Origin of the sequence: Streptomyces sp. NPDC047085 (assembly GCF_040643735.1) — a bacterium.
In the GTDB taxonomy this organism is placed as follows: Bacteria; Actinomycetota; Actinomycetes; order Streptomycetales; family Streptomycetaceae; genus Streptomyces.
Genome location: NZ_JBEYUW010000002.1, coordinates 588896 through 602997 on the forward strand (window position 1 = coordinate 588896; position 14102 = coordinate 602997).

Consider the following 14102-nt stretch of genomic DNA (forward strand, 5'->3'; position numbering starts at 1 on the left):
CGGTGTGTCACCTGTGCTCCTCTGCTGGTGCGGTTCGGTACGGCGGCCGAGGGCCGGTCATCGTCTGACGGCGGCCGAGCCACCTGCCATGAGCGCCTCGACCTCGGTGAGTGAGGACATGGAGACGTCGCCGGGCGTGGTCATGGCCAGTGCGCCGTGGACGGTGCCGTAGGCCAGAGCGCGTTGCAGGCCGACGGCATCGAGGTTCGCCGCGGGCCTGGCGCGAGCCGCCGGGCCGCCCTCCTCGATGTCGCCCGTCAGCAGTCCGTAGATCAGTCCGGCCGCGAACGCGTCGCCGGAGCCGATGCGGTCCAGGACGTGCAGGCCGGGCATGTCGGGACCACGCACGCAGCCGGTCCGGGCCGACCAGGCGGCCGAGGACCAGTCGTTCACCCCGGCCGAGGGCACCGTGCGCACGGTCGTCGCCAGCACCTCAGCCTGGGGCAGGCGTCCCGCGACCTCTGCGAGTGCGTCCTGCACCTCGTCCCTCTCGACCCGCAGCGCCCCTGGGTACGGTCCGGCCAGGCCCAGGGCACCCACGACGACGTCGGCGTGCCGGGCCAGCCGCAGGTCGACCTCGCGGGCGGCGTCGGCGCCGCCCCGGCCGGCCCACAGACTCGGGCGGTAGTTGGGGTCGTAGGAGACCGTCACGCCGTGCCGCCGCGCGGCCGCCATGGCCTCGTCCGCGACGTCCACAGTGGTGTCCGACAGACCGGCGAAGATGCCGCCGGTGTGGAACCAGCGGGGTCCCGAGGAGAAGACCGCGTCCCAGTCGACATCCCCTTTGCGTAGCTGCGAGACGGCTGTGCCCGCGCGGTCGCTGACGCCCATTGCGCCCCGGATGCCGAAGCCCCGCTCCACGAAGTTCAGCCCGTTGCGGGCGGTGCGGCCGATACCGTCGTCGGACACCCAGCGGATCAGGGAGGTCTCGACTCCGCCCTGGAGGATCAGGTCCTCGGCAAGCCTCCCCACCGCGTTGTCGACCAGGGCGGTCACGATGGCCGTGCGCAGGCCGAAGCAGCGGCGCAGTCCCCGCACGACGTTGTACTCGCCGCCGCCTTCCCAGACCTGAAAGGTGCGGGCGGTGCGGATCCTGCCCTCGCCCGGGTCGAAGCGGAGCATCACCTCGCCGAGGGCCACCACGTCGGTCACGTCGCGCTCCTGTGTACGGCCTCGGCGGTCAGCCGGCGGATCTCCTCGTACTCGCCCCGTTCCAGATGGGCGGCGGTGGCCATCCAGCTGCCGCCGACGGCGAGGACCGCCGGGTCGGCGAGGTAGGCGGTCATGCGGTAGGCGTCGATGCCGCCCGTCGGCACGAACCGGGCCTGCGGGAAGGGCGCCGCCAGGGCTCGCAGCATCGGAATGCCACCGAGCGGCTCGGCGGGGAAGAGCTTGACGCTGTCGAGGCCGGCCCGCAACGCGCGCATCAGCTCGGTGGCGGAGGCGATGCCGGGCACCACGGGTACCCCCAGCTCGCCGCACCTGGCGACGACTGCCTCGTCGAAGCCCGGAGAGACGACGAAACGGGCCCCGGCCGCCACGGCCAGGTCCACCTGCTCGGGCGTGAGGACCGTACCGGCGCCGACCGTCAGCCCGCCGTGGGCGGCCATCGTCCTGAGTACCCGCTCGGCGTCGGGGGTGCGGAAGGTGACCTCGGCGCACCGGGCGCCGCCCGCCGCGAGCGCGTCGGCCAGCGGGCCGGCGGTCGCGGCGGAGGGCACGGTCAGCACCGGCATGACGCGGGCGCCGGCCAGTACGGAGGCCAGGTCGGTGTCACTCATCGGCCGAGCCATCCGCCGTCGACGGGCAGGACGGTGCCGTGCACGTAGGCGGCGGCGTCCGAGGCGAGGAACACCGTGGCGCCCGCCAGGTCGTCGGCGCTGCCCCAACGCGCGGCCGGGATGCGGTCCAGGATGGCCTTGCTGCGGACGGGGTCGTCCTGCAGAGCCCGGGTGTTGTCGGTGGCGATGTAGCCGGGCGCGATGGCGTTGACGTTGACGCCGTGCGGGGCCCACTCGTTGGCCAGGGCCTTGGTCAGACCGGCGACGCCGTGCTTGGCGGCGGTGTAGCCGGGGACGGTGATGCCGCCCTGGAAGCTGAGCAGCGACGCCGTGAAGATGATCTTCCCGTGGCCGCGCGCCACCATCGCCGCGCCGACCGCCCGGGTCAGGGCGAACTGGGCGTTGAGGTTGACCTGCAGGACCAGCTCCCAGTCCGCGTCGGTGTGTTCGGCGGCCGGGGCGCGGCGGATCGTACCCGCGTTGTTGACCAGGACGTCCACCGGCCGCTCGCGCCCGGCGAGGTCCGCGCCCAGGGCCCGTACGGCGGCGGGGTCGGCGAAGTCGGTGCGGATCGCCTCGAAGGTGCGGCCCGCGGCGAGAACGTCCTTCTCCACGTCGCTGCCGGACTCCTCCAGCGAGGCGCTGACGCCGATGACGTCCGCGCCGGCCCCGGCGAGGGCGCGGGCCATGGCCCGGCCGATGCCGCGCCGGGCACCGGTGACGACCGCGAGCTTCCCGCTGAGGTCGAAGGCGTTCACTGGATGGCTCCCTGGGCGTCGTCGGTGCAGTCCACGAGGATCTTCATCACGTCACCGCCGCCCTCCAGGGCCTCGAATGCGGCGGGCGCCTCGGTGAGCGGCACCACCTTGCTGATCAGCCGCTCAGCCGGGATCGTGCCGTCGGCGACCAGGGCAACCGCCTTCTCGAAGTCGGAGCGGTCGTACAACCGGGCGCCGACGAGGGTGAGTTCACGCCAGAAGAAGCGGTGGAGGTTCACCTCGCGGGGCCGGGGGTGGATGGCGACCAGGCACAACCGGCCGCGCACGCCGAGAACCTCGACGGCGGTGTCCACTCCGCCTTGCGCACCGGAGACTTCGAAGGCGACGTCCGCACCGGCGTCACCGGTCCACTGCCGGACCAGCTCGGGCATGTCGTCGGCGCCCGGATCCCAGGTGACCAGCCCCAATTCCTCGGCGAGCCGCCGCCGGTGAGGGCTCAGCTCGACCACCCGGACGTCGGCTCCGGCTGCCCGGGCGACCAGGGCGATGAGGACGCCGACGGGGCCGCCGCCGACCACGACGGCCTTCTCGCCGTCGCGGACCTGGGCCCGGCCGACGTCGTGCACCGCGACCGCGGTGGGCTCCACGAGGGCGGCGTGGTCCAGGGGGAGGGAGCCGGGCAGCCGGATGAGTGTCGAAGCGGGCACGGTCCAGCGCTGCTGCATCGCGCCGGGGGAGTCGATGCCGATGAAGTCGAGGTGCTGGCAGATGTGTTGGTGTCCGGCGCGGCATGCGGGGCAGGTGTCGTCCCAGCGCAGCGGCATCACGGTGACCGCGTCCCCGGGCGACCAGCCCTCCACTCCTGCACCGACCCGTACGATCCGGCCGGACATCTCGTGCCCGAGGACGGCGGGCACGGCGACCCGGGCGTCCATGTCGCCGTGGAAGATGTGCAGGTCGGTGCCGCAGATACCGACGTAGGCGGGGGCGATCTCGACCTGGCCGGGGCCGGGGGGCGGGCTCTCGGCGGGCGCGGTGTCCAGGGTGCGGGCGGCGAGGTAGCGGACTGCGAGTGTCATCGTGTTCTCAGGGTCCCTTCAGCGCGGACGCCGATGGTCAGCAGCAGGTTGGCGTAGGTCCGGGTGTCGGCGGTGACGATGGCGAGGGCCAGGTCGGGTGAGCGGGCGGCGTCGTAGAACTCGAAGCGGCCGAGCGTCTCGACGGGGACGGGCGCCAGCATCGAGCGGTACTCGGCGATGGCCGGCGGCTCCGGCTCGCCCTCGGGCGGCACCATCACGTGCGCCGACTCGACGGGCAGAGCCCGCAGCAGGACGTCGAGCACGGTGGTGACATCCAGCAGCCCCGGCGCCAGGTTCAGATGGACGGTCCTGGCGCGCTCGCCGGTGGCGGTGCTCGCAGGGTAGTGGCCGTCGGCGAGCAGCACGCGGGCGCCGTGGCCGGCTCCGGCGAGGGATTCGAGGATGCCGGGATGCAGCAGTTCGGTCAGGAGCACCGGGATGTTCCCTCCTTCGGATCGGTGCGCTGGAGTCTGTAGAAGTCGGTCGCGGTCCTGGCGAGGACCGCATCGGTCTCGCTGTGGGAGCAGCCGGCCAGGAGTTCCTCGACGGTGGCGGCCCACCGGTTCCAGCCGCCGGCGAGGACGCAGACCGGCCAGTCCGAGCCGAACATCAGCCGGTCCGGGCCGAAGGCCGCCAGCAGGACCTCCCACACCGGCCGGATGTCGTCGACGGTCCACTTCTCGTGGTCGGCCTCGGTGACCAGGCCCGACACCTTGCACCGCACCTGGGGATGTGCGGCCAGCCGCCGCACGCCCCGCTCCCAGTCGTCCAGGTCCTGCCGGGCGATGGGTGGTTTTCCGGCGTGGTCGAGGACCAGGGGAAGGTCAGGGAGGCGTTCCGCCAGGCGGATGGCCTGGGGGAACTGGTGGCTGCGTATGAGCAGGTCGTACCCGAGGCCCCGTTCGCCCACCGCCCGCAGTCCCCGCTCCACCGAAGACTGTTGCAGCCAGGCGGCGTCGGACTCCCCCTGGACGAGGTGACGTATGGCTCGCAGGTAGGTGCCGCCGGGTCCGGCGCGCAGTGCGTCGAGTACGTCGCCGATCGCCGGGGACGTGAGATCCGCCCAGCCGACGACCGCGCCGATGAGCGGGTCACTCTCGGCGAGGGCGAGGAACTCGCGCGTCTCGTCGACCGACGTCACGCACTGGACGAGCACCGTGCACTCCAGCCGCCGACCTGCCACGGTCGCGGTCGCGGCCGTGCGCAGGTCGGCGGTGCCGAAGCTGCGGCGGATGGGCTCGTGACCGGGCTCGTCCAGCCAGGGCTGGGGGCGGTGGCCGAGATTCCAGACGTGGTGGTGGCAATCCACGAGTTCGGGGGTGTCAGACACGGGCGGACCAGACCGGGCCGTCGGGGTACGCGTAGTCCTTGAGGGAGTCCGGGTGCATCTGGGCGCTCAGGCCGGGCAGAGCCGGCGCGAGGTAGTGACCGTCCACGATGCGCACCGGGTCGACGAAGTGCTCGTGCAGGTGGTCGACGTACTCGATGACTCGGTCCTCGACGGTGCCGGAGACGGCGACGTAGTCGAACATCGACAGGTGCTGGACCATCTCGCACAGGCCGACACCGCCGGCGTGCGGGCAGACCGGCACGCCGAACTTGGCGGCGAGCAGGAGGATCGCGATGTTCTCGTTGACGCCGCCGACCCGCGCGGAGTCGATCTGCACGATGTCCACCGCGCCGGCCTGCAGAAGCTGCTTGAAGACGACCCGGTTGGCGATGTGCTCGCCGGTGGCGACCTTGATGGGCGCGACGGCCTTACGGACGGCCGCGTGGCCGAGGATGTCGTCGGGGGAGGTGGGCTCCTCGATCCAGTACGGGTCGTAGGGGGAAAGGGCGCGCATCCAGTTGATCGCAGGGGCGACATCCCATCTCTGGTTGGCGTCGACGGCGATGCGGATGTCCGGGCCGACCGCCTCGCGGGCGACGCGCATGCGCCGTACGTCGTCCTCCAGGGACGCGCCGACCTTCAGTTTGATCTGGGTGAAGCCGTCGGTGACGGCCTCGCGGGCCAGGCGGGCCAGCTTCTCGTCGGAGTAGCCGAGCCAGCCGGGCGTGGTGGTGTAGGCCGGGTAGCCACGCTCCAGCAGACGCGCGATCCTCTGCTCGCGGCCCGGTTCGGCACGGCGCAGGATGTCCAGCGCCTCCTCGGGCGTGAGCGCGTCGCTGAGCCACCGGAAGTCGACCTGCGCGACCAGCTCCTCGGGCGACATCTCGGCCAGGAAGCGCCAGACGGGCCGGCCGGCGCGCTTGGCGGCGAGGTCCCAGGCTGCGTTGACGACGGCTCCGGTGGCCATGTGGATGGCGCCCTTCTCGGGACCCAGCCAGCGCAGTTGGGGATCGTGCACGAGCGAGCGGGAGAAGGCCCCGAGGTCGCCGCAGACTTCTTCCACCGAAAGGCCCACCACGTGCGGGGCGAGGGCCGCGATGGCGGCGGCCTGTACGTCGTTGCCGCGTCCGGTGGTGAAGGCGAGCGCGTGGCCTTCCAGTCCGTCGCCGGCATCGGTGCGCAGGACCACGTACGCGGCGGAGTAGTCGGGCTCGGGGTTCATGGCGTCCGAGCCGTCGAGGTGTTCGGAGGTAGGGAACCGCACGTCCAGGACGTCCAGGGCGGTGATGCGGGCGGATGAGGGCACGGTGGCGGACATGGCGGCAACTCCTGTGAGGGGCAAGGGGATTCGGTCCCCTTGCGACGAGACGTGAACGCGGCGGAGGTCGGGCGGCCGGTGGGGCCGCCCGGGTCACTCCTGGACCTTGCCGCCGGTGATGCGGGAGATGGCGAGGGCGACCAGGATGATCAGGCCGTTGAGAGCGCCGATCCACTGGGCGGGGACGCCCGCCAGCGTGAGCACGTTCTGGATCATGAAGAGCAGCAGGATGCCGCAGAACGCGCCGAACATGGTGCCCTTGCCGCCGTTCAGACTGATCCCGCCGATGACGGCGGCGGCGAAGACGGTGAAGATGTAGCCGTTGCCCTGTGCGGAGGCGACCGAGGCCAGGCGTCCGGAGAGCATCAGGCCGGCGAGGGCGGCGAGCACGCTGCCGGTGACGATGACGATGCACAGCACCCGGTCGGTACGGATGCCGGCCGCCTTCGCCGCGTCGACGTTGCCGCCGATGGCGTACAGGGAGCGGCCGAAGCTGGTCCAGCCGAGCACCACGATCGCGATCGCGAACAGGGCCAGGCAGATCCAGATGGAGGCGGGCATCCCGAACCATTCGGCGGTGCCGGTGTAGAGCATCGACGGGGGCAGCTGGAAGAAGGTCTGGCCGCCGGAGATGCCGGTGAGGATGCCGCGCAGGACGATGAGCATGCCGAGGGTGACGATGAAGCCGTTGAGGCCGAAGCGGATGATCAGGAGGGCGTTGATCACTCCGACGAGTGCGCCCACGGCGAGGGTGACGGGGATGGCCCAGGCGCCGGGGAGCAGGCCGAGTCCGTGTCCGGCGCCGGCCGGGACGACCAGCCAGGCCGCGACTCCGGGCGCGAGGCCCATAGTGGACTCCAGGGACAGGTCCATCTTCTTGACGATCAGGATCATCGTCTGGGCGAGGACCAGCAGGGCCATCTCGGACATGGTCTGCAGGACGTTGATGAGATTGTCGGCCTGCAAGAACACCGGGTTGACGATCTGGCCGACGATCGCGATGACGACGATCGCGGGGACGAGGGCGAGGTCGCGCAGGCGGGCCAGGGGTATCCGGCCGCCGAGCAGCGCGGTGCGCCTGGGCTTGGGTTCCATGGCCTTGGCGGCTGCGTCCGCGAGGACGGTTTCAGGCATTGAGGTCCACTCCTTCCATCGCGGCCACGAGTTCGTGGTCGTGCCAGCCGCGGGCGATCTCTGAGGTCACCCGGCCCTGGAACATCACCAGGACCCGGTCGCACATGCGCAGGTCGTCGAGTTCGTCGGAGGCGATGAGCACTCCGGTGCCGGTTTCCGCGGTCTCCTCGACCTTGCCGAGGAGGAACTCCTTGGAGCGCACGTCCACGCCCGCGGTCGGGTTGATCAGGACCAGCAGCCGGGGGTCGTCGGCCAGGGCGCGGGCCATGACGACCTTCTGCTGGTTGCCGCCCGAGAGCGCGGAGACGGGCAGCTCGGGTCCCGGGGTCTTGATCGCCAGCTTCTCGATCATGTTGTCGGCGAGCCGGTCCCGTCGGGCACGGCTGAGAAAGCCGTTCTTGCCGAGCCGGTGAGCAACGGACAGCGTGGCGTTGTCCGCGATCGACATGTCGGGCACGAATCCCTGATGGTGCCGGTCCTGCGGGACGAACCCGGCGCCGGCGGCGAGCGCGGCGGGCACGCTGCCCGGCCGGGGCCGCCGCCCGGCGATCTCCACCTCGCCCGCCTGGGCCGCTCGGAGCCCTACGACGGTCTCGGCGACCTCGGTACGACCGCTGCCGGCGGCACCCGCGAGTCCGACGATCTCCCCGGCGCCCACCTGGAAGGTGACATCACCGTAAGCACCGTCGCTGCCCAGCGCCTGCACGGACAGCGCGGGCGTGGCGGTGCGGTCGAGGGTGCTCGACCGCACCTGCAACCGGTCGACCGCCGCCTCGCCGGTCATCGCGGCGACCAGCTCGGTGCGGGGGAGCTCCGCGACCGGCGCGGTCACGATGTGCCGGGCGTCGCGGAACACCGTCACCATGTCGCAGATCTCGTAGACCTCCTGGAGATGGTGGCTGATGAACAGAAAGGTCACGCCCTGGCGCTGCAGGTGCCGGATCCGGTCGAAGAGCCGGTTGATGGCCGCCCCGTCGAGCTGGGCGGTCGGCTCGTCGAGGATGATGAACCGGGCGCCGAAGGACAGCGCCCGGGCGATCTCCACGAACTGCCGCTGCTCCACGCTCAGATCGCCGGCCGAGGTCTGCGGGTCGACGTCCACGGACCACGTCGACAGAAGCTCCTGCGCCCGGCGGCGCACACCCTGCCAGCTGATGAGCCGGCCGCGGCCGTGGTCGTGCCGGTTCAGGAAGAGGTTCTCGGCGACGGTCAGGGTGGGGATGATCGTCGACTTCTGGTAGACGCACGCCACGCGCTCTCGCCAGGCGTCACGGTCCGCGAGTCGTGGTGAGGGACTGCCGCCGAAGGTGACCGTTCCCTCGTCGGGGGCCTGGAGTCCGGTGAGGACGGACACGAGGGTGGACTTGCCGGCGCCGTTGCGGCCGACGAGCGCGTGGGTCTCGCCGGGCCTGATGGTGATCCGGGCGCCGTCGAGGGCGACCGTCGGACCGAATCGTTTGACTATGCCCGTCGCCTCGACGACGGGCGGACCCGCCTGGGACCGTCCGTCGTCCACCGGGGCGGGCGCGGGGCTGACTGCTCGCTCCCCGTCGCTCATCACAACCGCCTTGTATTCGTTAGCCGTTGGGTTCCTGGCAGGGCACATCAGCCGAGGTTGTTGCCCCACAGGGAGGTGTCGTTGCTCTTGACGCTGGACACGCCGCCATAGGTGCCGCCGTCGGCCGTGACCAGGGGAGCGGAGAGCTGGTCCTCGAGCAGACCGTCACGGACCTGGATGATGGTGCTGTTGTGGTCGGTCTTGCCGGGCTTGAACGTCTTGCCGTCGATCGCCGCCTTCACGTAGTACAGGGCGTACTTGGCGTAGAGGTCGGCCGGCTGGGAGATCGTGGCGTCGATCTGCCCGGCGGCTATGTCCTTCAGCTCCTCGGGGATACCGTCGTTGGACACGATGAAGACGTGCTTCTTGTCCTTCGGGTCGACCAACAGGCCCTTCTGCTTGAGCACCTGGAGCGTGCCGGACAGTGCGAAGCTGGACTCCATGTAGACGCCCTTGATGTCCGGGTTGGCGGTCAGGTCGGTCTGGAGCTTCTGCGCGGCGACCGCGCCGTCCCAGTTGGTGGCCTCGCCGAACACCTTGATGCCGGGGTAGTTCTTCTTCATGCAGTCGTTGAACGCCTCGGTGCGATCGCGGCCGTTGATGGAGTCCAGCCCGCCCTCCAGCATCACGACCTTGCCCTTGCCGTTCAGCTTGGTGCCCAGGAACTGGCAGGCCTTCTCGCCGTAGGCGCGGTTGTCGGCCCGCACCACCATGAACACCTTGCCGGTGTCGGGGCGAGTGTCCACCGTGACGACCGGGATCTTCTTCGCCTCCAGCTGCCCCAGCGTCGGTGCGATGGCGGCGGTGTCCTGCGGAGCCATCGCTATGCCCTTGACACCCTGGCTGATGAACGTCTGCACGTTGGCGGTGAGCTTGGCGACGTCGTTCTGCGAGTTGGTGGTCTTGAGGGACAGGCCGAGCTTCTTGGCGAACTCGGGCGTGTACTTGATGTACGAGTTCCAGAAGTCGGTGTCGGAACGCGGGTAGTCGACACCGACCTGCGGCGCGTCGCTCGACGTGGACGCGGTGCCCGAACCGCTGCTGCACGCGCTGAGCAGCGCCAGGGCGGACAGGGCTGAGGCGGTGGAGCAGAGAGCAGTTCTGAGTCTCATGGATACTTCCTCGCGCTGGTCCCGGAGCGGGAGATGGTTTCCAGGGCGACAGCTGTGTGCCGCCACATCGAAGAGATGGGATGTATGTATAGGCGGCGACCGAGGTGCTGTCCAGGTGTCGGGAGAAAATGCTGGAAACGGGGTGGGTGTGGATCTCGCGGTGATGACGCGGGGCTGAATCAATCCCATCAATGATGCGCACTCGTGATGCGCTGACGGCTTGTCAGTGGACTTCCGTTGTGTTGGCGCGTCCTTCGAGTGGCCCGCAAACATTCCATGTCTGGCGCCTAACAATAGGGCGATAGCGCCCATATGCGACAAAGGTGCGAGTCAAGGGAGTGCTTTCATCCCTGCACGCCCGTTGACACCGGTGCGTCACATGGTCGAACTTCGTGCGTAACCTCCGGCGCCCCAGAACCGTGGGCGTCGTGTGTCCCCCTCGTCCCCGACTTCCCGGATGTCCTTATGCCGAGTTCTCTCAACAGACGCCAGTTCCTGTCGGCCGCCACCTGTGTAGCGGCGGCAGCCATCGCCGACGGCGGCCTCGGGGCCGGCGTCGCACAGGCGGCACCGAGCACCTACACGCCCGACTGGACCTCGGTCGACCAGCACCCGCCGGCCCCGGAGTGGTTCCAGGACGCGAAGTTCGGGATCTACTTCCACTGGGGCGTCTTCAGCGTTCCCGCCTACGACAACGAGTGGTACCCGCGCAACATGTACATAGCCGGCAGCGCGGCCAACCAGCACCACGTCGCGACCTACGGCGACCCGTCCGTGTGGCCGTACCACAACTTCATCAACGGGGCGAAGGACCTGGCCGGGAACACCGTGCAGTTCGCACCGAAGCTGAAGTCGGCGGGCGGCAACTTCGACCCCGACGAGTGGGCGCAGCTGTTCGTCGACGCGGGAGCGAGGTTCGCCGGACCGGTCGCCGAACACCACGACGGCTTCTCCATGTGGAACAGCCAGGTCAACGAGTGGAACTCGGTCGCCAAGGGCCCGAAGCTCAACCTGCTGCAGCTGTTCACCACGGCGATCCGGGCCAAGGGGCTCAAGCTGCTGGTCGCCATGCACCACGCGTACCACTACAACGGCTTTTACGACCACGTCCCCGCGCAGTCGGACCCGAGCCTGCAGAAGCTGTACGGGCAGCTGAGCAGGACGCAGGAGAACCAGCTCTGGTACGACAAGCTCAAGGAGGTCATCGACCTCGCCCAGCCGGACATCCTCTGGCAGGACTTCAAACTGGACGCGGTCGACGCGACGCAGCGCCTGAACTTCCTGTCCTACTACTACAACCAGGCCAACGCCTGGGGCCGCGAGGTCGTCGCCACCTACAAGGACGGGTTCGACAACAAGGGCGAAATCTTCGACTACGAGCGCGGCGGCCCGGCCGACCTGACCACGCCGTACTGGCTCACCGACGACAGCATCTCCAACTCCAGCTGGTGCTACACGCAGGGCATCGGCTACTACAGCATCAAGCAGATGCTGCACGCGTTCATCGACCGGGTCAGCAAGAACGGCAACATGCTGCTGAACATTGCGCCGATGGCCGACGGCACCATCCCCCAGGCACAGAAGGACATCCTGCTCGGCATCGGCGACCACCTGAAGCGCTTCGGCGAGTCGATCTACTCGACCCGCGCCTGGACGGTGTACGGCGAAGGCCCGACGAAGATGGGCGGCGGCGCCTTCACCAATCCGACGGCCGGCACCGCGCAGGACATACGCTTCACCCAGAACAAGGCCAACAACGTCCTGTACGCCACCGTCCTGGGCTGGCCGGGCAGCTCACTGACGATCAAGACCCTCAGCTCGGACCGGATCAACCTCTCCTCGCTGACCTCGGTGAAGCTGCTCGGCTCCACCGCCGGCACCTACATCGACCTGCCCACACCGGTCCAGAACTCCTCCGGCCTCACGGTCACCCTGCCCGCCTCCGCACCGTACAGTGCCAACGCCTACGTCCTGAAGCTCTCTTTCTCCGGCACCATCCCGGGCATGCTGCCGCTCGCCGGCGCCGTCGCCTTCGCGGACGTCAACTACACCGGCAGCTCAGCCACGTTCACCCTCGGCGACTACACCGCGGCCGACCTGACCGCGGCCGGACTGGGCGCGCGCACCATCTCCTCCCTCCGTCCGAACCCCGGTTACCAGGTGATCGGTTACTCCGGAGACAACTTCACCGGCACCTCATGGACCTTCACCGCCGACAACCCCGACCTCAGGGTCACCGGCAACAACGACCAGATCACCTCGCTGAAGGTCCAGTTCAACCCGTCGACGTACTTCCGGCTCACCAATGTCACCGACGGCCTCGCCCTGGACAGCGGCGGTAGCGTCGCCTCCGGGTCCAACCTCAAGCAGTGGACCTGGGACAGCAGCCCCAACCTCCAGTGGCAGGCGGTCGAGGTGGGCGGCGGCTTCTACAAGCTGGTCAACCGCACCAACGGCATGGTCGCCGACGGCTGGGGCGCCACCGGCGACGGTTCAGCGGCCAGGCAGGCGCCATGGAACGGCGGCCCTAACCAGCAGTGGAAGATCACCCCCCGGGGCGGCAACACCTACTCGATCGCCAACCGCACCACCGGCCTGGTTCTCGACGGCGGCGGCAACGTCGCATCGGGCTCGATCACCAAGCAGTGGACCTACGGAAGCAGCACCAACCTGCTGTGGACCTTCACGGCGCTGTGACCCTCGCACCCGCATGACAAGCGGCTGCGGCGGGCGCGCTCCAGGGACCGATCACTGAGAGTCTTTGAGAGATTGCACAGCGCATCCAGACTGCCGCCGTCGAGAAGAAAGGTCCGCTCTACGAGGCCCTGGGCAGCACGATCAGCTACGAACACGCAACGAGGACCGCGACCGTAAGGTCGAGGCCCTCGCTTGGGTATCGCTGCAGCAAGTGTCCGAGGGGGGACTTGAACCCCCACGCCCGATAAAGGGCACTAGCACCTCAAGCTAGCGCGTCTGCCATTCCGCCACCCGGACAAGGTGTCTGCCGCCTTGCCGGGGCTGTTCCCCGCGGCGACATGGACAACAATACCAAGGTTTCGGAGTGCGTTTCACCTGCGTATCCGCCCTGCGGGCGACGGCCCGGACACGCTGTGTGTCCGGGGCCGCAACCCTTGCCACGGCATGCGATCACCTGCGTACGTCACGTGAGGAAGGGGGGACACGTCACTCGCGGCGCAGCGTCTCCAGGACCAGCCGGGCCGTCTCCGTGGGCGTTCGCCCGACCCGTACCCCCGCCGCTTCCAGCGCCTCCTGCTTGGCTTGGGCCGTGCCGCTGGAGCCCGAGACGATGGCGCCCGCGTGCCCCATGGTGCGGCCCTCGGGTGCGGTGAACCCGGCGATGTAGCCGACGACGGGCTTGGTGACGTGGTCGCGGATGTGGGCGGCCGCGCGTTCCTCCGCGTCGCCGCCGATCTCCCCGATGAGGACGATCAGGTCGGTGTCGGGGTCGTCCTCGAAGGCGGACAGGCAGTCGATGTGGCTGGTGCCGACGACGGGGTCGCCGCCGATGCCCACGCACGTGGAGAAGCCGGTGTCGCGCAGCTCGTACATGAGCTGGTAGGTGAGCGTGCCGGACTTGGAGACCAGGCCGATGCGGCCGGGTTTGGTGATGTCGGCGGGGATGATGCCGGCGTTGGACTGACCCGGGCTGATCAGGCCGGGACAGTTGGGGCCGATGATCCGCGTGCCCTGCCGCTGTGCGTACGCGGTGAAGGTCACGGTGTCGTGGACCGGGACGCCCTCGGTGATGACGACGGCGAGGGGGATGCGGGCGTCGGCGGCCTCGGTGACGGCCGCCGCGGTGAAGGCGGGCGGGACGAAGACGACCGTGACATCGGCTCCGGTGGCCCGCATGCCGTCGGCGACCGATCCGAAGACGGGGATCGCGCGGTCGTCGAAGTCGACCGTCTGCCCGGCCTTGCGCGGGTTGACGCCGCCGACGACGTTCGTGCCGGCCGCGAGCATGCGCCGGGTGTGCTTCATGCCCTCGCCGCCGGTCATGCCCTGGACGAGGACCTTGCTCTCCTTGGTGAGATAGATGGCCATGCGTGT

General features: G+C 69.6%; 12 protein-coding genes and 1 tRNA gene. 1 reads left to right on the plus strand and 12 read right to left on the minus strand.

What is annotated here, in order from left to right; all coding sequences use genetic code 11:
- Positions 1 to 57 precede the first annotated feature (57 nt).
- The 10 genes from ABZ865_RS08295 to ABZ865_RS08340 form a co-directional block, all read right to left on the minus strand.
- Entirely contained in the window at positions 58 to 1152 is a 1095-nt protein-coding gene (locus ABZ865_RS08295; RefSeq protein WP_361225794.1) for a sugar kinase, read from the minus strand.
- The gene (gene eda / locus ABZ865_RS08300) at positions 1149 to 1781 is read right to left on the minus strand and encodes a bifunctional 4-hydroxy-2-oxoglutarate aldolase/2-dehydro-3-deoxy-phosphogluconate aldolase (RefSeq protein WP_361225797.1); all 633 of its coding nucleotides are present in this window, start codon (positions 1779 to 1781) and stop codon (positions 1149 to 1151) included. Before eda ends, ABZ865_RS08295 begins: the two co-directional genes overlap by 4 nt.
- The gene (locus tag ABZ865_RS08305; protein ID WP_361225799.1) at positions 1778 to 2539 is read right to left on the minus strand and encodes an SDR family oxidoreductase; all 762 of its coding nucleotides are present in this window, start codon (positions 2537 to 2539) and stop codon (positions 1778 to 1780) included. The genes eda and ABZ865_RS08305 overlap by 4 nt, the downstream gene beginning before the upstream one ends.
- Positions 2536 to 3579, minus strand: a complete 1044-nt coding sequence (locus ABZ865_RS08310) for an alcohol dehydrogenase catalytic domain-containing protein (protein ID WP_361225802.1) — start codon at positions 3577 to 3579, stop codon at positions 2536 to 2538. The genes ABZ865_RS08305 and ABZ865_RS08310 overlap by 4 nt, the downstream gene beginning before the upstream one ends.
- Positions 3576 to 4013, minus strand: coding sequence for an RbsD/FucU domain-containing protein (locus tag ABZ865_RS08315; protein ID WP_361225805.1), 438 nt, complete (start codon positions 4011 to 4013; stop codon positions 3576 to 3578). The genes ABZ865_RS08310 and ABZ865_RS08315 overlap by 4 nt, the downstream gene beginning before the upstream one ends.
- A complete protein-coding gene (locus ABZ865_RS08320) occupies positions 4004 to 4909 on the minus strand; it encodes an amidohydrolase family protein (protein ID WP_361225808.1) in 906 nt (301 codons plus the stop codon). The genes ABZ865_RS08315 and ABZ865_RS08320 overlap by 10 nt, the downstream gene beginning before the upstream one ends.
- Positions 4902 to 6227 (minus strand): L-fuconate dehydratase, encoded by a 1326-nt coding sequence (locus ABZ865_RS08325; protein WP_361225812.1) that lies wholly within the window; start codon positions 6225 to 6227, stop codon positions 4902 to 4904. Before ABZ865_RS08325 ends, ABZ865_RS08320 begins: the two co-directional genes overlap by 8 nt.
- A 93-nt stretch (positions 6228 to 6320) precedes the next feature.
- Positions 6321 to 7361 (minus strand): ABC transporter permease, encoded by a 1041-nt coding sequence (locus tag ABZ865_RS08330; RefSeq protein WP_361225814.1) that lies wholly within the window; start codon positions 7359 to 7361, stop codon positions 6321 to 6323.
- Complete coding sequence (locus tag ABZ865_RS08335) at positions 7354 to 8919, minus strand: sugar ABC transporter ATP-binding protein (RefSeq protein WP_361225817.1); 1566 nt, start codon at positions 8917 to 8919, stop codon at positions 7354 to 7356. Before ABZ865_RS08335 ends, ABZ865_RS08330 begins: the two co-directional genes overlap by 8 nt.
- A gap of 47 nt (positions 8920 to 8966) precedes the next feature.
- Positions 8967 to 10031 (minus strand): sugar ABC transporter substrate-binding protein, encoded by a 1065-nt coding sequence (locus ABZ865_RS08340; protein WP_361225820.1) that lies wholly within the window; start codon positions 10029 to 10031, stop codon positions 8967 to 8969.
- 465 nt (positions 10032 to 10496) lie between these two features.
- Between ABZ865_RS08340 and ABZ865_RS08345 the strand changes: the two genes are divergently transcribed.
- Complete coding sequence (locus tag ABZ865_RS08345; protein ID WP_361225823.1) at positions 10497 to 12728, plus strand: alpha-L-fucosidase; 2232 nt, start codon at positions 10497 to 10499, stop codon at positions 12726 to 12728.
- Positions 12729 to 12940: 212 nt separating this feature from the next.
- On the opposite strand, the gene ABZ865_RS08350 is transcribed toward ABZ865_RS08345, so the two are convergent.
- Together ABZ865_RS08350 and sucD are read right to left on the minus strand one after the other, a co-directional pair.
- Positions 12941 to 13025 (minus strand) — tRNA-Leu (locus ABZ865_RS08350).
- A gap of 189 nt (positions 13026 to 13214) precedes the next feature.
- Positions 13215 to 14096 (minus strand): succinate--CoA ligase subunit alpha, encoded by an 882-nt coding sequence (gene sucD / locus ABZ865_RS08355; protein WP_361225826.1) that lies wholly within the window; start codon positions 14094 to 14096, stop codon positions 13215 to 13217.
- Between the last annotated feature and the right edge of the window lie 6 nt (positions 14097 to 14102).